Origin of the sequence: Lysobacter firmicutimachus (genome assembly GCF_037027445.1) — a bacterium.
Classification (GTDB): Bacteria; Pseudomonadota; Gammaproteobacteria; order Xanthomonadales; family Xanthomonadaceae; genus Lysobacter; species Lysobacter firmicutimachus.
This window is the reverse complement of record NZ_JBANDL010000003.1, coordinates 1-16,275: the sequence shown is the minus strand read 5'-3', so window position 1 is coordinate 16,275 and position 16,275 is coordinate 1. Positions and strand designations below refer to the sequence as shown.

The window sequence follows — 16,275 nt, the reverse complement described above, 5'->3', positions numbered from 1 at the left end:
CCCCCATCGGCGCGACCGGGTTTGGATCGTCGGGCGCGTCTGGCACCACCGCGCTGACGCCGAGCGGCGGGCGCACGGTGCCGGCGGGACAACACTGGACCGCCAGACGCCGGGCGGGAAGAAGCGGACCATCGAACTGGCTCAGGTGGCGCGAATGGTCTGGCCAACGGCCACGGCGAACGACGCCGAGAAGCGCGGCGACTTTGCGGCCGAGCGACGCAATGGCCTGCCGGGGGTGGCGAAGGCGGTGTGGAGCACCCCGCGCGCGCGCGACGGGGAGAAGGGCGGGCCGAACCAGGCCTTCGGCAGCGGCAGCACGCAGCCGCTCCCGGCGCAGGCAGTATGGGCAACACCGACGACGCGGGACCACAAGGATGCATCGAGCGTTGGCAGCGCGCCGGAGAATGGGATGCTTGGGCGGCAGGTCGCACCCTCGCCGGCCGGCGGATACCTGAACCCGGAATTCGTCTTCTGGCTCATGGGATACCCGGAAGAATTCCTCGGCTGCGCGCCGCCGGCAACGCGATCGTCCCGCAAGTCGCCGCCGAGATCCTGAGAGCACTGCGCCCCTGACGCTGCACGGCGCGGGGCGGCGGCCCGAGCATCAGGCGAGTTCGAACTGGCCGATGGTCCCGTTGTAGCGCAGTTTGGACACCGCCGCGAATCGGCGTGCAGCCGCTACCCAGAGATTCAAGCGGTACAGATCCGGTAGGCCAGCGCGTCTCGGGCTTGCGTGTCGGACAGGCCGACTTCGGTCAGGTACTGTGCCAGTTCGGCGTCGTCGCTGCTGCTTTCATCGTTGGACAAGATCTCTTCGACCATCTGAAGCAACGTGGCCGGCAGGGCGGCGAGATCGTATCCTGACTGGGTTGGCACTGCGTCGTGCATGGTCGTTCTCCGTGGCTGGGAGGCCATGAACGCTTCATCGCGACGGAACATCAAGCGGATTCTCGTGTGATCTGCTGCTGGAATCGAGGCAGACACGAACGAGACAGCGAGCCGGGCAGGTGTCCAGCTCGCTGGGTGGGCTTACTCTTCTTCGTCGGCCTGCGGGCCGGTGTTGCCGGCGTCCGCTTGCGGCGCCTCGGTCGCGATGCGGTACACCCGCTCGCCCTGGCCTTCCTTGGTGTTGGTCACGGTGTAGCCCTTCTTCTTGACTGCGCCGGCGAGGAAGCCGCGCACCGAGTGCTGCTGCCAGTCGGTCTTGGCCATGATCTCGGCGATGGTGGCGCCATCCGGGCGCATCAGCATGCCGACGACCGTCGCCAGTTTGGTGTCCCCGCGCGCGGCGCGCTTCGGCTTAGCCGGTGCGGGTGCGGGTGCGGGCTCGGGCAGTGCATGGTCCGAACTCGGCTCGGTGCCTTCGCCCGCATCGGCCTCCGGCTCGGCGCCTGCATTCTCGCTGGCGATGTCCTCGCCAGCCGGCTCATTGGCGCCGATGGCCGCGTAGCCGGCAGCGGTAAGGCGGTAGCCGGCATCGTGCGCTTCGACCAGTTCGTTTCGCAGCAGGCCGCGCATGACGCTGGTCCGCGCGCCGCCCAGCAAGCTGGCAGGATAGCGCTCGATGCGGCCCTCGGTGTCGAGGGCCAGTTCGAGGACGCTGCGCTGGTTGGCGGACAGTTCGATGGTGCTCATGATGATGCTCCTTGGATGGGGTGATGCAATTCGTAGGCGCGGCGGGGACCTACCCATTCGCCGCTGGGGTCCAGCCCGCGACGAATCAGTTCGTCGCGAGCCAGTTGGTTGAGGTCGAGGGTTCCGCTGGCGGCGGCGACTAGAACCGAGCTGTGCACCGCCTTGAGGAACCTGAGTTCAGGGCTGCTCGGCAAGAACATCGGCGATGGTCTCGCGCATCTGGATCTCGCCGGAGACCAGCCCCAACAAGATGTCCCGGGCAAGGTTTCCAAAAGCTGCTCGGCGCGGCGCTCGAGTTCGCGTCTGGCGGCGCCGTGCCAGTCCGCGTAGGCGGTCAGCTGCGCCAGCTTCGCGCGGTCAGCCCGCTTCATGCCGCGCAGGAAATGCTTGAGCTGTTCGGTCTGAACTTTCATCGCTGGCCTCCGTGGCCGTCGTTGGTGTGGCGACATGAACGCTTCACCCTGCGGAGAAGCCAAGCGGTTTTCGCGATAAAGAACGCGCGTTCTCCAGCGTGGACAGGTGTCGGACAGCTTCGTCGCGCACGTAAAGAAAAGCCCCGTTTCCGGGGGCGCTGGCGCAGCGTGCGGCTAGCCGATGCGGCGCTGGCGAATCGCCGCAGGGATGAGCACATCGCAGGCGAGGCGCTCCGTGTCGCGGGATGCGAGCAGTTCCACCTCGTGGATGTGCAGCGTCTCGATCGTTTCGGCCCGCCGGTCATCGGAGACATCGGCCGCCTCGCCCTGACCCAACCAGACACCGTGAATCATGGTGTGGTGCTCGGTCGGCAGCGGGGTCTCCTTGCCTCGCACGGCACGCATCGAGGCGGCGTAGCCGGCCAGATAGGCAGACCGTAGCGCCGCCCGGATACTCCAGACGGCAACGCTATGGAAATCCAGCTCGTCGCTGTGGCGAGTTTCGAGCGTGGATAGGCGGAAGTTCTGCGTCGCAATCTCGGTGAGCAATGCGTCGTCCATGTGCGGCCTCCTTGGCCATGCGTTGGGTGGACGCATGAACGCTTCATTCGCCCCACATAGCAAGCGCATTCTCGGGATAGAGAGCGCGCGTTCTCCAGCGTGTACAGGTGTCTGACAGGTTCGTTCGAAGGATGTCCGTTTCCTGTCTACGCCGCTACGGATTCGCTTGGCTTTGCCGCCGAATGAAGCGTTCATGTCGACGCCGCAACGGAGCGGCGAGTGCCAGGAACCTCAGCATGAAGATTGAAATTGCACAGACCCACCTGTTTCGCACCGCTCATGCGCTGCAAGAAGCATGCGCCAATCGCCTCGCGGACATGGCGGTGCAGATGGCCCCGCGCCTTGGCCCCGAGGAGCTGGAGGCGGCCAAAGCGTTGGCCACCGAGTCCCTGCGCCTGATCCAGGCGTTGTTCGAAGCCAACGATAGGGAGTTTGAACTCAACATCGATGTGAACATGACGGTCGAATACCTCAACGGCCTGGCCGACGCCTGAGCCAGACGAAGAGCGAAGTCCCCAGCGCCTGCCGGGCGCTGGGGCGTTCCCTCTTCAATTCTAGGCCGACGCTGTCCCTGTGCTGTCTGCCCTACCATGGACCGCGATATTCACTTGCGATTCCGCTCGAAGGAAGCGTTCATGCCCACGCCGCAACGTCGCGGCGAACTTGAGAGCGAAGCCATGTCGAACATGTCTTACTGCCGATTCCAGAACACGGCCATTGCTTTGAGCGTTTGCGAACACGTGCTGGAAGATTTGACGGATGGTGACCCCGAGAAGCTTAGCGATGACGAACTGAGCGCTGCGAAGCAATTGGTAGCCAGCTGCGTCAACATCGTCCAGCTATTGGCCGAGCGTGGCGAATTGGAATTTGAGCCGGACATGGACCTTGCACCGGTACTTGATGAACTGAACAACGCCGCTGGCTGACAGCACGAGAGCGTCAACCCCAGCGCCCGACCGGGCGCTGGGGTTTTCCCTCTTCTGCCGCGCGCCGCAAGCTGTCCGTCGCCTGTCTACCGGGACCTATTACCTCGCTTTCACGCTTGGAATCGCAGGGGATTGAAGCGTTCATGCGATCGCCGCGCTGGGCGGTGACCTAGGAACAGCAACAATGGATATCGAGCAAGATCTCTTCACTTTGCGTGCGTTGGGGAGCCAGATTCGATGGCTGCTGACCGCGCCGACGGATTTGGAGCCGGTCTGGGAGTACGGCACGTGCTCGGTGGATGGATGCGCCGCCTTGACCCGGTTCTTGGAGCCCTGGACGCGGATCGACCGGGCACGGCGTATCGACGGCATCGAACTGCACGCGCGGGTGGCCGTGGTGAACGAGGAAATGGGGCGGTGGAGTTTGCGCGTCCTCAGCGGCGCCAATCGCCTCAAGCAACGCCCCAAGCGCCGAAACGAAGCGGTCGCCGCCCTCCTGGCGGCCACGGCGCAGCAGATCGAGGACTACCTGGAATGCCGGTCGCCGCTGACGCCGCGCCAATGGGTCGAGAAGGCGCTCGTCTCGGTCGAACGGCTGCACGTGCTGCGATCCTGCGACGCCGATTTCCAGCACGCAATCAGCTTGGCGGTCGGTGGGCTGGAAGAGGCGCTGGGTCAGTTCCCAGAGTAGGTAACGGGCGCCCGGCGAAGCTGTCGGGCACCTGTCCGTCGTCATCGTGTTCCGCAAGTTCTGCTTGGCTTCCGCCGCAACTGAAGCGTTCATGCCGCTGCCGCAACGACGCGGTGTGAGAGGAGCGAACCATGAATCAGGAGATCTTCATTGCGGACGCTGAGCTGCGAAGCCTCAGCGACTATTTGGAACGGATACTGCGGTCCGGACACACATTCTCACAACCCGAATCGAGCTTGACCTTGTTCGCCTGCTACGGCTTGGCCTGCATCCTCGCCGAACGCACGGACACAGTTCGTACGCGCCGCCTCGACCCGACGAACATTGGACGGCTGGTGGCCGAGTGCCGTAGGGAACTGGCGCCGGTCGAGCGCGCCATCGATCAGACCGGCAGTTGGTCCGCGAAGCGCTGGGTTCCCAGTGAGATCTGCGCGGATGAGATGACGTTGCGCTGGTTGCACGATGAAATCGTGCGCTACATCGAAGCTCTGGAGCCAGAATTCGTAGGATTGCCGGTGCATCAACTCAATCGAGCGGTACAACAGGCTCGGTTGATGCAGGTGTGGGACGTGGCGGACGCCAAGTACCAGCCCAGCCTCCGCTCGGCCATTCGGCATCTGGAGCAAGCCATCACGGCCGCGATGTGCGCGCCGCGCAACTAATACCCTGAGAGCGCGCACCCCAATCCCTCAATGGGGGCTGGGGTGTTCCCTCTTCCATTCACCCCAATCTGCGCCGATGGCCGGCGGTCGCGGAGGCCCGAACCTGCGATTGACCGCCTGTGGGAATCAGCATTCGCGCCTACGGGCGCCATCGCGGCGTCTCGGACACCGCCGTCCGCAAAGCCATCGCCACCGGGCGCATCTCGGCGTTGCCGGACGGCACCATCGACGCCGCCTGCGCCGATGCCGAGTGGGACGCGAACACGACCAAGGCCGAGCTGGCTGAATCACGCGCGGCCCCCCGACCGGCGCGGGCGCGCGCAGCGGCCCGTGGCGAGGAGACCATTGCTGCACCGTCTGGCGCTCCCACCGGCAACAGCTACGCACAGGCGCGGACTGCCAACGAAGTCCTCAAGGCCCAGCACCACAAGCTGCGCATCGCGCAGCTGCGCGGCGAACTGATCGACCGGCAGCAGGCCATCGGCCAGGTCTTCGCCCTGGCTCGTGCCGAGCGCGACGCCTGGTTGAACTGGCCGGCGCGCATCAGTTCGATGCTGGCCGCCGAGCTCGGCATCGATCCTCATGCGATGCACGTGTCGCTGGAGCGCGAGGTGCGCCAGCACTTGGCCGAACTCGGCGACTTCGTCGCCCGCCTGGAGTGATCGTTGTACGACGGCTTCGATGAGGTCGCCCGCGCCTGGCGCGACGGGCTAGCGCCCGATCCGTTCTTGGACGTGTCGGACTGGGCGGACCAGGACCGGGTGCTGTCGAGCACCTCGTCGTCGGAGCCCGGGCGATGGCGCACCGCGCGCACGCCTTACCTGCGCGACATCATGAACGACCTGTCGCCGGCCTCGGCGATCGAGCGCGTCGTATTCATGAAGGGCGCGCAAGTCGGCGGCACGGAGTGCGGGAACAACTGGATCGGCTATGTGATCGCGTGCGCGCCGGGGCCGATGATGGCCGTGGCGCCCACGGTCGAGATGGCCAAGCGCAACTCCAAGCAGCGCGTCGATCCGCTGATCGAGGAATCGCCGTCGCTGCGGGAGCGCATCGCGCCCTCGCGCGCACGCGATTCGGGCAACACCATCCTCGCCAAGGAGTTCCGCGGCGGGGTTCTGGTCCTGACCGGCGCCAACAGCGCGGTCGGCCTGCGCTCGATGCCGGTCCGCTACCTGTTTCTGGACGAGGTGGACGGCTACCCGCGCGACGTGGAGGGCGAAGGCGACGCGGTGGCGCTGGCCGAAGCCCGCACCCGCACCTTCACCCGCCGCAAGATCCTGCTGGTGTCGACACCGACGATTGCCGGCGCCTCGACCATCGAGCGCGAGTACCTGGCCTCCGACCAGCGCCGGTACTTTGTCCCGTGTCCACACTGTGCGCACGAACAGTGGCTGCGGTTCGAACAATTGCGCTGGACCTGGGGCGACCCGCGGTCGGCCCGGTACATCTGCGAAACCTGCGAGCAGCCGATCGGCGAGCATCACAAGACCGCGATGTTGGCCGCCGGTCGATGGATCGCCACTGCGCCGCAGAACCGTGGCAAGACCGCGGGCTACCACTTGTCGTCGCTGTACTCGCCGGTCGGCTGGCGTAGCTGGGCGGACATCGCCGCCGCCTGGGAGGCCGCGCAGGGCTCGGCGACAGCGCTCAAGGCGTTCAAGAACACCGAGCTCGGCGAGACCTGGGAAGAGGAGGGCGAGGCCCCCGATTGGGAGCGTCTGCTGGAGCGCCGCGAGGACTACCGGGTCGGCACGGTGCCGGCCGGTGGCCTGTTGCTGGCCGGCGGCGCCGACGTGCAGAAGGACCGGATCGAGGTCTCGGTCTGGGCATTCGGCCGCGAGCGTGAGACCTGGCTGGTCGAGCACCGGGTGTTGATGGGCGACACGGCGCGCGCCGCGGTCTGGACCGAGCTGGCCGGGCTGCTGCGTGAGCAGTGGACCCATGCCTCCGGCGCCCTGCTGCCGCTGACCCGGCTCGGCTTGGACACCGGCTACGCGACGCAAGAGGCGTACGCCTTCGCCCGGGACGTCGCCGACCCGCGCCTGCTGCCAATGAAGGGCGTCGGCAGCGGCGCCGCGTTGATCGGCATCCCGACCGCGGTCGATGTCAGCGTACCGGGCAAGCGTCTGCGCCGCGGCCTGAAGCTGTTTGCCGTCGCGGGCGGGATCGCCAAGCTGGAGCTGTACAACGCCCTGCGGCTGTCGATCGAGATCGGCCCGGACGGGCAGCCGGTGTTTCCGGCCGGCTATGTCCATCTGCCCAAGGTCGATGGCGAGTTCCTCCAGCAGCTGACTGCCGAGCACCTGATCACCCGGCGCGACCGGCACGGCTATCCGCAGCGGGTGTGGGAAAAGCGCCGCGACCGCAACGAAGCCCTCGACTGCTACGTCATGGCGCGCGCCGGCGCGATGCAGACCGGCGTCGACCGCTTCGAAGAACGCCACTGGCGGGAGATGGAGCGGACGCTGGGCCTGGCCCCACCGACCGCATCGCCCGCTCCAACTGCGCTACCCATTCCCACGGCCGCCCCCTCGGGCGGCCTTTCTGCTTCTGGCCCGCGCCCACGGCGCCGGGTAATTTCGAGCCGTTTCATGCGATGAGCGATCTTCCGTATACCCACGAACAGTTGCAGGCCTTGCGCAACGCACTCGCGCGCGGCGAGCGCCGCGTCAGTTTCGGCGACCGTCTGGTCGAGTACCGCTCCGTCAACGAGCTACTGGCCGCGATTCGCGAGATCGAGGCCGCGCTCGCCGGCACCGAGGGCCGACCTCGCCGGGTACGCCGCTTGCTGACCACCACCGCCAAGGGCTTCTGATCATGGGCTGGTGGGGACGGCTGCGCGCCGCGATGTTCGGCGGAACGCCCATACACGAGGTCGCCGGCCACGGCCGGCGCTCGACGGCCTGGCAGCCCGGTAATCCCGGCGCCGTCGCAGTGCTGGTCGCGACCGGGGATGCGCTGCGGGTGCGCTCGCGCGATCTGGTGCGGCGCAATGCCTGGGCCAACGCCGCGGTGGAGGCGTTCGTCGCCAACGCGGTCGGCACCGGGATCAAGCCGCAGTCGCTGATCGCCGACACCGCCCAACGCGAAGCGCTGCACACGCTTTGGTGGGACTTCGTGGACGAAGCCGACGCGGCCGGCCTGACCGATCTGTACGGGTTGCAAGCGCTGGCCTGCCGCGCACTGGTGGAGGGGGGCGAGTGCCTGGTGCGCCTGCGCCCGCGCCGGCCAGAGGATGGGCTCGCGGTGCCGCTGCAACTGCAGGTGCTGGAGCCCGAGCACCTGCCGCTGCATCTGAACCGGGAGGAGCCGAACGGCAACGTCATTCGCGCCGGCATCGAGTTCGACCGGCTCGGCCGGCGGGTGGCGTACCACCTCTACCTGTCGCATCCGCAGGACGGCGCTATGGCGCCGATGACCCGCCAGGGCGGGATGGACACAGTGAGGATCCGCGCCTCCGAAATCCTGCACGTCTTCCGCCCCCTGCGTCCCGGACAGATCCGCGGGGAGCCGTGGCTGGCGCGCGCGCTGGTCAAGCTGAACGAGCTGGATCAGTACGACGATGCCGAGCTGGTTCGCAAGAAGACCGCGGCGATGTTCGCCGGCTTCATTACCCGCGGCGGCCCCGACGATCCGCTGCCGGGTGATGCCCCGGCGGACGAGCACGGCAACGCGCCGCTGGGGCTGGAACCAGGCAGCTTGCAGATCCTGGAGCCGGGAGAGAACGTCGCCTTCGCCCAGCCGGCCGACGTGGGCGCGAGTTACGAGGCGTTCCTGCGCTCGCAATTCCGCGCCGTCGCCGCGGCGATGGGCATCACCTATGAGCAGCTGACCGGCGACCTGACCGGGGTCAACTACTCGTCCATCCGCGCCGGGCTGCTGGAGTTCCGGCGCCGCTGCGAGCAGGTCCAGCACACGGTGCTGGTGTTCCAGCTGTGCCGGCCCGTCTGGAACGCGTTCGTGGACGCCGCCGTCCTGGCCGGCGCCGTCGAACTGCCCGGCTATCGCCGCCGCAAGCGCCAGTACCGCGCCTGCAAATGGGTGCCGCAGGGCTGGAACTGGGTGGACCCGGAGAAGGAGTTCAACGCGATGATTCTGGCGATCCGGGCGGGCCTGCTCTCGCGCGCGGAAGCCATCGCCAGTTCCGGCTACGACGCCGAGACCATCGATCGAGAGATTGCGGCTGACGCGGCGCGCGCCGACGACCTCGGCCTGGTGTTCGACACCGATCCGCGCCGCGTCGCCCGCAACGGCGCCTTCCAATCCGTGCCGGCCGAGCCGCCGCCTGAGACCGACCTTCCCGCATGACCGGACTGCCCTACCTGGCGGCGCGCGTGTTCAACACGCCGCTGCTGATCCAGCGCGCCAAGCTGGACGTAATCCTGAACGTACTCGCGCCCAAGTTCGAACTGCAGACGGGGCCGCCCCCGCAGTTGGGGCCGCCCCAGCCCGCGCCGTCGCGCGTTGGCGAGGCGCAAGGCATCGCGGTTCTGCCGATACACGGCACGCTGGTGCAACGGACCGGCGGACTGGACGCGATGTCCGGCCTGCTCAGCTACGAGAACATCGCGGCACGCCTGGACGCCGCGCTGGCGGATCGGTCTGTGCGCGGCATTGTGCTAGATGTCGATAGCGCCGGCGGCGAAGCCGCGGGCGTGTTCGACCTGGCCGACCGCATTCGCGCCGGCCGCGACCAAAAGCCGATCTGGGCAGTCGCCAACGATGCCGCGTTTTCGGCGGCGTATGCGTTGGCGAGCGCGGCCGAGCAGGTGTTCGTGTCCCGCACGGCCGGCATCGGCTCGATCGGCGTGATCGCGCTCCATGTCGACCAATCCCAGCGCGACGCCCATCAAGGTCTGAGCTACACCCCGATCCTGGCCGGTGCGCGCAAGAACGACGGCAACCCCCATGAGCCGCTGACGCCCGAAGCCCGAGCCTCGATCCAGGCCGAAGTGAACCGCCTGTACGAACTGTTCGTGCAGACGGTCGCTCATCACCGCGGCCTGCCCGCCGATGCCATCCGCCAGACCGAGGCCGGCTTGTTCTTCGGCCAGAACGCGATCGACGCGGGACTGGCCGACCGGCTCGGCACGCTCGGCGACGCCGTGCTGCAGATGCACACCGAACTGGACGCGGTCGCGCGTCCCTCTTCCTTGGAGTTCCCCACGATGTCCACCCCCGAATCGACGGCGCCTGCCGTCGACATTGACGCCGCGCGCGCGCAAGCGCACGGCGATGCCCTGGCGATCGCCGAGCTGTGCGCGCTCGCCGGGCGCCCCGACCTGACCGCGGAGTTCCTGGGCGAAGGCCTGAGTACCGTTGACGTGCGTCGGAAGCTGCTCGGTCTGCGCGCCGAGACGGCTGAGATCACCAGCCACCTGTCCCCGACTGCTGCGTCCGTGGCGGCCACAACGTCGCTGGACGACAACCCGCTGATCCACGCCGTCGAGGCACGGGCCGCGCGCTGTAAGAGGGAGCGCTGAGATGGGCATCACCGTCTACCCGCCGCAGTCAGAGCCCAACAACCTGGGCGACCTGCTCAAGTTCGAAGCCGACAACCTGTACTCGCGCGATCGCGTGACCGTGGCGGCGCAGCAAGCGTTGCAACTGGGTCATGTGGTCGGACGCATCACCGCGACCGGCGAAGTGGCGGCGCTCGACCCGGCCGCCACCGATGGCCGCGAGCAGGCGGTCGGCGTCGTGATTGTGCCGATCCTCACCGCCGACGCGCCGAGCCCGGACGGCCTGATCGTCGCGCGTCACGCGACCGTGGCCGACCACGCTCTGGTCTGGCCGAAAGCCATTACCCCGAACAGCGCTCGGCTTGCCTCCAGCAACTGCGCGTTGCCGGCGTGCTCGTGCGTCAAGGAACCTGATCCATGTCGATGAACAACCCGTTCCACAACCCCGCGTTCTCGGTCAGCGCCCTGACCGCGGCAATCAATCTCCTGCCGAACCAGTACGGCCGGCTGGACGAGTTGAACCTGTTTCCGATCAAGCCGGTGCGCACGCGCCAGGTCACGATCGAGGAGCGCAACGGTGTGCTGTCGTTGCTGCAGACGCAACCGGTGGGTTCACCTGGCTCGGTGGGCAAGCGCGGCAAACGAACCCTGCGGGCGTTCAACGTGCCGCACATCCCCCACGACGACGTAGTGCTGCCGGAAGAGGTCGTCGGCGTTCGCGCATTCGGCACCGAGACCGATCTGGAAACAGTCGCAGGGGTTATGGCCGACCACCTGCAGACGATGCGCAACAAGCACGCCATTACCTTGGAGCATCTGCGCATGGGCGCGCTCAAGGGCGTGATCCTGGACGCCGATGGAAGTGAACTGGCGAACCTGTTCGAGATCTTCAAGATCACTCCGAAGACGTTCGATTTCCAACTGAGCAACAAGGAAACCGATGTTCGCAAGAAGTGTCTGGAGCTCAAGCGCTACATGAGCCAGTCGCTCCAGGGTGAACGGATGAGCGGTATTCACGTTCTGGTATCCAGCGAGTTCTTCGACGCGCTGACCAGCCATCCCAAGGTGGAAAAGGCCTACGAACGCTGGCAGGAAGGCGCTGCGATGCGAGACGACATGCGCGCCGATTTCCGACTGGCAGGCGTACGCTTCGAGGAGTACACCGGCGAAGCCAGCGGTCCGGACGGCGAGCCCCGCCGCTTCATCGCCGAAGGCGAGGGCCATGCTTTTCCGCTGGGTACCCTTGACACCTTCGCCACCTACGTCGCCCAGCCGATTTCAACGAGACGGTCAACACCCTCGGCCAACTGCTCTACAGCAAGCAGGCGCCGCGCAAGTTCGACCGCGGCACCGACCTGCACACCCAGTCCAATCCGTTGCCCATGTGTCATCGACCCGCGCTGCTGCCGAAGCTGAAGGCGTAATGCCGTGGATGCCTTCTCGACGGCGGATGCCGTCGTGTTCGACGCGCTCGGCGTCGTCGCGCAGATTCAGCGCCGCCCTAACCCCTCGGTGTCGATCCGCCTTGTCGTGCGCGACGGCGTCGAGCGATTGGGGGAGTTCCAGCAGGTTGTCGGGCGGGCCCGCCACGTGCTGGCTCGCAATGCCGAGTGGGTGTTTCGCCGCGGCGACGAAGTGAGCCTGGACGGCCGGACCCAATCCGTCGAGGCCCTTGTCCGGGACGACGGTCGGGTCAATGAGGCCGTCCTGCATGGCTGAGCCGACGCCGACCTGGGTGCTGCTGGAGCGGATCGCTGCGCGCCTGGCCGATATCCGCACCGATGGCGGCTATCGGACCGACATCGGCACCGCTGTGGCTCTGGAGCCGGCCCAACATGCCGAACCCGACGTACCGGGACTCACCCTGGCCGCGCTGGGCGTGCACCGCGACACCCAGAAACCACATGGCCAGCATCGGCTGCTCCAGGCCATCGTCGAAGCGACCTTGCCGGCCCATCTCAACGACGCCCATGCCCGGGCCCATGCCATCGCCGCCGACGTCGAGGACGCGCTCGACGCCTGGATTCCGCTGCCCCAGGCCCTGCCGTTGCAGGTCGAGGACATCGTGTTCCTCGACCGGCCCGAAGGGCTGGCGGTGGTGGCCGTGCAGGTCACCCTGACCGTGCGGTACCGGCGCTGATGCGGATTTCCATCGACGCCGATGGCGCCCTGGAGGCCGCCCAGCGCCTCAGCGATCTGCCGGGCAAGGTGCTGGTCGCCCAGCGCCGCGCGCTCGGTACGCTCCGGCGCCGCTGGCCGGTCCTGGCGCGCCGCGACATCCAGACCGAATACGCGCTGTCGGCGACCCGGATACGCGACGGGCTGAGCGTGCGCATCACCCGGGACGGCATTGCGCTGGTGGGCCGGGTGCACGGCATCGGTCTGCTGAACTTCGCCGGGCGCGGGACACCGTCCGGTCTTCGGTACCGAATCTTCCGCAACCGGCCAGGCCACGAACCCCACGGCTTCGTCCGTGCGCGGCGCGGTCAGGGCATCGACAAGGCCTGGGAGCGCGAGCCCCTGATCGGCAGCGGCGGGTCGCGGCGGGTGCCGCGTTACCCGATCGAACCGCTGTTCGGCCCGTCGCTGGCCCAGATGCTGCGCAAGGGCGACCGCCCTGCGCGCATGGCCCAAGCCGGTCTCGACGTCATCACCGCCGATCTGGATCGGCAACTGCTGCGCTCGCTGCGCCGCTGAGTCTCGGCCGCCCATCGGCGGCCCCACACCTAATCTATAGGAGCACGCGACCCGATGGCCGCGCCGAACCTTTTTTCGTTCCAGGGCAAGGTCTACCTCGCCCAGCGCCAGTCCACCGGCAAGCCCGGTCCGCTGCGCTGGGTCGGCAACGCGCCCCAGCTGGAACTCGCGCTGGAAGTCCAAAACTCGGACAAGTTCGAATCGTTCAGCGGCAATCGCCTGCTGTACGGCCGCCTCGTCCAGTCGAAGACCGCCAACGTCAACCTGACCCTGGACGAGGCGACCCCGGAAAACCTGGCCGAGGGCCTGTACTCGATTCCGGCGACCCTGCCGGCGGGATCGGTCAACAACGAACTGCTGCCGCCAGGCCTAAAAGCCAACGACCTGGTCGCGCTGGACCGAGGCTGGGTGAGCGACGTCGCGATCACTGACAGCGCCAATCCGCCGGTCACGGTGCCAGCGGCGAATTGGTGGACGGAGTCGGCGTCCGGCGGTGTGATCGGCTTGCGCAAGGTCGACGGCCTGACCCAGCCGTTCAAGGCCAGTTACAAGCACGGCGAGACGGTCAACATCGCCCTGTTCAACACCCCGCCGCCGGAGCGGATGCTGATTCTGGACGGAATCAACACCGTCACCGGTCAGCGCGCCAAGGTGACGCTGTACCGCCTGACCTTCAATCCCATCGAGCAGCTGGCGCTGATCTCAGAGGAGTGGGGCAGCCTGCAGCTGTCGGGTGCGGCCCTGTTCGATGAGTCGCGCGCGCTGGACCCGGACCTGGGCGGCTTCGGCCGCATCGAACTGGCGAGGGTGTAATGGCGCGAAAAGTTCGACGCCCCCAGCCCGCTGCCGATGAACTGGTCGTGTTGCAACCGAATCGGACGCTACCGCTCGGCGATCGCACCGTCACCGTGCGCGAGATCGGCTTCTTCGAAAGCCTGAAGCTGCACGACGCCATCGCGGCGCTCGTCGCCGACCTCGTCGAGCAAACCGACGACAGCAGCATCGATCTGGGTCGCCTGCACCGGGTCTGCGCCCAACACCCCGCGGCCACCATCGCACTGCTCGCTCAGGCCTGCGACCAGCCGGCCGACTGGGTCCAAGCCCTCTCCGGCGCCCACGGCGACCTGCTGTTGCTGACGTTCTGGGCGGTCAACGCCGATTTTTTTCTGCAGCGCGTACTGGCGGCGCTGGAGCTGCGCCGCGCGGCGCCGACAGCGACTGGCCCAGCGTCCTCGCCACCCTGATCGCCCACGGCCACGACTGGCCGTGGATCGAGCGCGCGACCGCGCGCCAGCTCGCCATGTTCTACCGCGTCACGCTCCAGCGCGAACGCGCGCTGCGCGCCGACCGCATCGAAGACGTCAACGCCGGCTTCGCTGGCGGCAAGGACGTCACCGCTTTCGTAACCTCCCTTCGGGAACTCCCATGAAACTGATCGACAACTGGCGCCAAGCCTGGCGTTTCGTCAGCGTGCAGGCGATGACCTGCGCCATCGCTTTGCAGGGTGTCTGGCTGAATCTGCCCGAGGATTTGCGCACGCACGTGCCCGACCGGATCGCGGCCACCGTGACCGCGGGCATCCTCCTGCTCGGCCTGATCGGCCGGCTGTTTCAGCAGCGAGGGGCCGATGGCACGACTCTCCGCTGAGCAGGCCGGCGGCCAGAACGTCCTGGCCTTTCTGGACATGATCGCCCATGCCGAAGGCGTGGAGCGGTTCAGCGACCACCACGGCTACGACGTCATGGTCGGCGGCGGGCGCTTCACGTCCTATAGCGACCATCCACGAAAGATGGTGTGGCTGCCGAAGTATCGGATCAACTCCACCGCCGCGGGGCGCTATCAGTTCCTATGGAAGACTTGGAATAGCCTGCGTCTCCGGCTGAAGCTGCCGGACTTCGGTCCGGCGTCGCAGGACCGCGCCGCGATCGAACTGCTGCGCGAGACCGGCGCGCTGGCCGACATCAAGAAGGGCTGGATCAGCTCGGCCATCCGCAAGTCGCGCAAGACCTGGGCCTCGTTGCCGGACGCCGGCTACGGCCAGCGCGAACTGCCGCTGGAGACGTTGCTGGCGGTCTATCAGAAGGCCGGAGGCCAGCTCGCGTGATCGCCCGACTCCAAGCATGGGGCTCCGCGGTGCTAGCCGCGTTCGTCGCCGTCCTGGCAGCGTTCGGCTGGGGGCGCATCCAGGGCACGCGTCGGGCGCGCGAACACACCGAGCGGCGGGCGGCCGACGCCGAACGCCGTGCGGTGACCGCAGAACGCGAGCGTCGCGACTACGAAGTACGCACCGAGGTAGAGACCGATGTTCTTCAACTGCCGTCCGGCAGCCCGGCGCCGCTGGCGGTGGCTGTGCCTGATTCCGCTGCTGACCGCTTGTACGACGACTGGTCGCGTGACGGAGGTGACGACCGGCCGCGCCTGGACGCGGCCGATTCGGGTGTCCCGTCAGGATCAGCTGACGGATCTGACCGCTCGACAGATCCTGGCGCATAACGAAGCCGGCCGCCGTCTGTGCGGCTGGCAGCCGAACCCACCGGCGGACCCGACGCGCCCCTGAGTCATGGCCAATCGCGATACCACAATCACGCTGTTGCTCAAGGGCAATGCGGCGACGCTCAATGCTGCGCTTCAGCAGTCCAGCCGACAGGTGCGCGGGTTCGCCACCGAAGCCGAGCGAGCCGCAAGCCGCAGCCATCGGCAGTTCGACCACATCCGCGCCAGCGTCGCGTCGATCAGCACGCAACTGGCGCAAGCCAAGACCCAGCTCTTCGCATTTGTCGGGCTCCAGGGCGTGGGCGACGCGGTCGGCCGTCTGGTCCGAGCGGCCGACAGCTATGCCAATCTGTCGGCCAAGATCAAGCTGGCGACCACCTCGCAGGCCGGCTTTAATCAAGCCGAAGCGGCGGTCTTTGCGATCGCGCAGCGTACGTCGACCCAACTGGATTCGACTGCCACGCTGTTCGGGCGCCTGACCAGCGCATTGAAGGATCAGGGCGGCTCGCAGCGGGAAGTCCTGGGACTGACCGAAACGATCAACAAGGCATGGCCGTCTCCGGTGCTACGGCCGCGGAAACCGCATCGGTCATCGTTCAGTTGAGCAGGCCTTCGCCGCCGGCGGCTCAGCGGCGACGAGTTCAACTCGATCAACGACGCGGGTCCACGCCTGATGCAGGCGCTGGCCAAGAGCATGGGCGTGACGGTCGGTGAGTTGAAGGCGCTGGCCGA

At 67.3% G+C, this 16,275-nt stretch carries 25 protein-coding genes and 2 pseudogenes; 22 read left to right on the top strand and 5 right to left on the bottom strand.

Annotation, left to right across the window (positions count from 1 at the left end):
• Positions 1–556 (top strand): hypothetical protein (locus tag V2J18_RS23075; RefSeq protein ID WP_336133174.1); only part of this gene is annotated, 556 nt, incomplete at its 5' end.
• Between the two features lie 134 nt (positions 557–690).
• On the opposite strand, the gene V2J18_RS23070 is transcribed toward V2J18_RS23075, so the two are convergent.
• The 4 genes from V2J18_RS23070 to V2J18_RS23055 all read right to left on the bottom strand — a co-directional run bounded on the left by V2J18_RS23070 (position 691) and on the right by V2J18_RS23055 (position 2,609).
• Positions 691–888 (bottom strand): hypothetical protein, encoded by a 198-nt coding sequence (locus tag V2J18_RS23070; RefSeq protein WP_336133173.1) that lies wholly within the window; start codon positions 886–888, stop codon positions 691–693.
• Positions 889–1,029: 141 nt separating this feature from the next.
• Positions 1,030–1,635, bottom strand: a complete 606-nt coding sequence (locus V2J18_RS23065; RefSeq protein ID WP_336130497.1) for a DUF3489 domain-containing protein — start codon at positions 1,633–1,635, stop codon at positions 1,030–1,032.
• Positions 1,632–2,048, bottom strand: coding sequence for a hypothetical protein (locus V2J18_RS23060; RefSeq protein ID WP_336133172.1), 417 nt, complete (start codon positions 2,046–2,048; stop codon positions 1,632–1,634). The genes V2J18_RS23065 and V2J18_RS23060 overlap by 4 nt, the downstream gene beginning before the upstream one ends.
• 174 nt (positions 2,049–2,222) lie before the next feature.
• Positions 2,223–2,609 (bottom strand): DUF6900 domain-containing protein, encoded by a 387-nt coding sequence (locus V2J18_RS23055; protein WP_336130495.1) that lies wholly within the window; start codon positions 2,607–2,609, stop codon positions 2,223–2,225.
• Between the two features lie 236 nt (positions 2,610–2,845).
• On the opposite strand from V2J18_RS23055, the gene V2J18_RS23050 reads away from it, so the two are divergent.
• The 19 genes and pseudogenes from V2J18_RS23050 (at position 2,846) to V2J18_RS22955 (ending at position 15,154) form a co-directional block, all read left to right on the top strand.
• Positions 2,846–3,103, top strand: coding sequence for a hypothetical protein (locus V2J18_RS23050; RefSeq protein ID WP_336130493.1), 258 nt, complete (start codon positions 2,846–2,848; stop codon positions 3,101–3,103).
• A gap of 141 nt (positions 3,104–3,244) precedes the next feature.
• The gene (locus V2J18_RS23045) at positions 3,245–3,535 is read left to right on the top strand and encodes a hypothetical protein (protein ID WP_336130492.1); all 291 of its coding nucleotides are present in this window, start codon (positions 3,245–3,247) and stop codon (positions 3,533–3,535) included.
• Between the two features lie 184 nt (positions 3,536–3,719).
• A complete protein-coding gene (locus V2J18_RS23040) occupies positions 3,720–4,226 on the top strand; it encodes a hypothetical protein (RefSeq protein ID WP_336130490.1) in 507 nt (168 codons plus the stop codon).
• A 131-nt stretch (positions 4,227–4,357) separates the two neighbouring features.
• A complete protein-coding gene (locus V2J18_RS23035) occupies positions 4,358–4,888 on the top strand; it encodes a hypothetical protein (protein ID WP_336130489.1) in 531 nt (176 codons plus the stop codon).
• A 119-nt stretch (positions 4,889–5,007) separates the two neighbouring features.
• The gene (locus V2J18_RS23030) at positions 5,008–5,550 is read left to right on the top strand and encodes an elements of external origin (protein ID WP_336130488.1); all 543 of its coding nucleotides are present in this window, start codon (positions 5,008–5,010) and stop codon (positions 5,548–5,550) included.
• A gap of 3 nt (positions 5,551–5,553) precedes the next feature.
• Positions 5,554–7,491 carry a phage terminase large subunit family protein gene (locus V2J18_RS23025; RefSeq protein WP_336130487.1) on the top strand — a complete coding sequence of 646 codons (1,938 nt, stop codon included), beginning with the start codon at positions 5,554–5,556 and terminating at the stop codon, positions 7,489–7,491.
• Positions 7,488–7,706, top strand: coding sequence for a phage head-tail joining protein (locus V2J18_RS23020; protein WP_336130486.1), 219 nt, complete (start codon positions 7,488–7,490; stop codon positions 7,704–7,706). The genes V2J18_RS23025 and V2J18_RS23020 overlap by 4 nt, the downstream gene beginning before the upstream one ends.
• Before the next feature lie 2 nt (positions 7,707–7,708).
• Positions 7,709–9,199 carry a phage portal protein gene (locus tag V2J18_RS23015; protein ID WP_336130485.1) on the top strand — a complete coding sequence of 497 codons (1,491 nt, stop codon included), beginning with the start codon at positions 7,709–7,711 and terminating at the stop codon, positions 9,197–9,199.
• Positions 9,196–10,374: a S49 family peptidase gene (locus V2J18_RS23010; protein ID WP_336130484.1), complete on the top strand. Its 1,179-nt coding sequence runs from the start codon at positions 9,196–9,198 to the stop codon at positions 10,372–10,374. Before V2J18_RS23015 ends, V2J18_RS23010 begins: the two co-directional genes overlap by 4 nt.
• A 1-nt stretch (position 10,375) precedes the next feature.
• Positions 10,376–10,780: a head decoration protein gene (locus V2J18_RS23005; RefSeq protein ID WP_336133171.1), complete on the top strand. Its 405-nt coding sequence runs from the start codon at positions 10,376–10,378 to the stop codon at positions 10,778–10,780.
• Positions 10,771–11,777: pseudogene (locus tag V2J18_RS23000) on the top strand (major capsid protein). The gene V2J18_RS23005 and the pseudogene V2J18_RS23000 overlap by 10 nt, the downstream one beginning before the upstream one ends.
• A gap of 4 nt (positions 11,778–11,781) precedes the next feature.
• A complete protein-coding gene (locus V2J18_RS22990) occupies positions 11,782–12,072 on the top strand; it encodes a head-tail joining protein (RefSeq protein ID WP_336130481.1) in 291 nt (96 codons plus the stop codon).
• Positions 12,065–12,493: a hypothetical protein gene (locus V2J18_RS22985; RefSeq protein WP_336130480.1), complete on the top strand. Its 429-nt coding sequence runs from the start codon at positions 12,065–12,067 to the stop codon at positions 12,491–12,493. The genes V2J18_RS22990 and V2J18_RS22985 overlap by 8 nt, the downstream gene beginning before the upstream one ends.
• Positions 12,493–13,050 (top strand): hypothetical protein, encoded by a 558-nt coding sequence (locus tag V2J18_RS22980; RefSeq protein WP_336130479.1) that lies wholly within the window; start codon positions 12,493–12,495, stop codon positions 13,048–13,050. Before V2J18_RS22985 ends, V2J18_RS22980 begins: the two co-directional genes overlap by 1 nt.
• Positions 13,051–13,104: 54 nt before the next feature.
• Entirely contained in the window at positions 13,105–13,863 is a 759-nt protein-coding gene (locus V2J18_RS22975; protein ID WP_336130478.1) for a phage tail tube protein, read from the top strand.
• Positions 13,863–14,294: a DUF6631 family protein gene (locus V2J18_RS22970; protein WP_336130477.1), complete on the top strand. Its 432-nt coding sequence runs from the start codon at positions 13,863–13,865 to the stop codon at positions 14,292–14,294. The genes V2J18_RS22975 and V2J18_RS22970 overlap by 1 nt, the downstream gene beginning before the upstream one ends.
• Before the next feature lie 56 nt (positions 14,295–14,350).
• The gene (locus tag V2J18_RS22965; RefSeq protein WP_336130476.1) at positions 14,351–14,479 is read left to right on the top strand and encodes a hypothetical protein; all 129 of its coding nucleotides are present in this window, start codon (positions 14,351–14,353) and stop codon (positions 14,477–14,479) included.
• Complete coding sequence (locus V2J18_RS22960; RefSeq protein WP_336130475.1) at positions 14,476–14,697, top strand: DUF7940 domain-containing protein; 222 nt, start codon at positions 14,476–14,478, stop codon at positions 14,695–14,697. The genes V2J18_RS22965 and V2J18_RS22960 overlap by 4 nt, the downstream gene beginning before the upstream one ends.
• The gene (locus V2J18_RS22955; RefSeq protein ID WP_336130474.1) at positions 14,678–15,154 is read left to right on the top strand and encodes a glycoside hydrolase family 24 protein; all 477 of its coding nucleotides are present in this window, start codon (positions 14,678–14,680) and stop codon (positions 15,152–15,154) included. The genes V2J18_RS22960 and V2J18_RS22955 overlap by 20 nt, the downstream gene beginning before the upstream one ends.
• A 32-nt stretch (positions 15,155–15,186) precedes the next feature.
• Here V2J18_RS22955 and V2J18_RS22950 read toward each other — a convergent pair whose 3' ends face one another.
• The gene (locus tag V2J18_RS22950; RefSeq protein WP_336130473.1) at positions 15,187–15,363 is read right to left on the bottom strand and encodes a hypothetical protein; all 177 of its coding nucleotides are present in this window, start codon (positions 15,361–15,363) and stop codon (positions 15,187–15,189) included.
• Between V2J18_RS22950 and V2J18_RS22945 the strand changes: the two genes are divergently transcribed.
• Together V2J18_RS22945 and V2J18_RS22940 are read left to right on the top strand one after the other, a co-directional pair.
• A complete protein-coding gene (locus V2J18_RS22945; protein ID WP_336130472.1) occupies positions 15,353–15,607 on the top strand; it encodes a hypothetical protein in 255 nt (84 codons plus the stop codon). The genes V2J18_RS22950 and V2J18_RS22945 overlap by 11 nt on opposite strands.
• Before the next feature lie 3 nt (positions 15,608–15,610).
• Positions 15,611–16,275 (top strand): annotated as a pseudogene (locus V2J18_RS22940) (tape measure protein); the annotation flags it as partial.

What these genes read in the sequence shown, in the direction of transcription:
- V2J18_RS22985 (WP_336130480.1), top strand. Translation starts at nt 12,065, where the DNA reads ATGGCTGAGCCGACGCCGACCTGGGTGCTGCTGGAGCGGATCGCTGCG.
- V2J18_RS23035 (WP_336130489.1), top strand. Translation starts at nt 4,358, where the DNA reads ATGAATCAGGAGATCTTCATTGCGGACGCTGAGCTGCGAAGCCTCAGC.
- V2J18_RS23060 (WP_336133172.1), bottom strand. Translation starts at nt 2,048, where the DNA reads ATGAAAGTTCAGACCGAACAGCTCAAGCATTTCCTGCGCGGCATGAAG.
- V2J18_RS22960 (WP_336130475.1), top strand. Translation starts at nt 14,476, where the DNA reads ATGAAACTGATCGACAACTGGCGCCAAGCCTGGCGTTTCGTCAGCGTG.
- V2J18_RS23065 (WP_336130497.1), bottom strand. Translation starts at nt 1,635, where the DNA reads ATGAGCACCATCGAACTGTCCGCCAACCAGCGCAGCGTCCTCGAACTG.
- V2J18_RS23005 (WP_336133171.1), top strand. Translation starts at nt 10,376, where the DNA reads ATGGGCATCACCGTCTACCCGCCGCAGTCAGAGCCCAACAACCTGGGC.
- V2J18_RS22975 (WP_336130478.1), top strand. Translation starts at nt 13,105, where the DNA reads ATGGCCGCGCCGAACCTTTTTTCGTTCCAGGGCAAGGTCTACCTCGCC.
- V2J18_RS23015 (WP_336130485.1), top strand. Translation starts at nt 7,709, where the DNA reads ATGGGCTGGTGGGGACGGCTGCGCGCCGCGATGTTCGGCGGAACGCCC.
- V2J18_RS23045 (WP_336130492.1), top strand. Translation starts at nt 3,245, where the DNA reads ATGCCCACGCCGCAACGTCGCGGCGAACTTGAGAGCGAAGCCATGTCG.
- V2J18_RS22955 (WP_336130474.1), top strand. Translation starts at nt 14,678, where the DNA reads ATGGCACGACTCTCCGCTGAGCAGGCCGGCGGCCAGAACGTCCTGGCC.
- V2J18_RS23050 (WP_336130493.1), top strand. Translation starts at nt 2,846, where the DNA reads ATGAAGATTGAAATTGCACAGACCCACCTGTTTCGCACCGCTCATGCG.
- V2J18_RS23040 (WP_336130490.1), top strand. Translation starts at nt 3,720, where the DNA reads ATGGATATCGAGCAAGATCTCTTCACTTTGCGTGCGTTGGGGAGCCAG.
- V2J18_RS23055 (WP_336130495.1), bottom strand. Translation starts at nt 2,609, where the DNA reads ATGGACGACGCATTGCTCACCGAGATTGCGACGCAGAACTTCCGCCTA.
- V2J18_RS23010 (WP_336130484.1), top strand. Translation starts at nt 9,196, where the DNA reads ATGACCGGACTGCCCTACCTGGCGGCGCGCGTGTTCAACACGCCGCTG.
- V2J18_RS22970 (WP_336130477.1), top strand. Translation starts at nt 13,863, where the DNA reads ATGGCGCGAAAAGTTCGACGCCCCCAGCCCGCTGCCGATGAACTGGTC.
- V2J18_RS23070 (WP_336133173.1), bottom strand. Translation starts at nt 888, where the DNA reads ATGCACGACGCAGTGCCAACCCAGTCAGGATACGATCTCGCCGCCCTG.
- V2J18_RS22965 (WP_336130476.1), top strand. Translation starts at nt 14,351, where the DNA reads ATGTTCTACCGCGTCACGCTCCAGCGCGAACGCGCGCTGCGCGCCGAC.
- V2J18_RS22980 (WP_336130479.1), top strand. Translation starts at nt 12,493, where the DNA reads ATGCGGATTTCCATCGACGCCGATGGCGCCCTGGAGGCCGCCCAGCGC.
- V2J18_RS22945 (WP_336130472.1), top strand. Translation starts at nt 15,353, where the DNA reads ATGTTCTTCAACTGCCGTCCGGCAGCCCGGCGCCGCTGGCGGTGGCTG.
- V2J18_RS23020 (WP_336130486.1), top strand. Translation starts at nt 7,488, where the DNA reads ATGAGCGATCTTCCGTATACCCACGAACAGTTGCAGGCCTTGCGCAAC.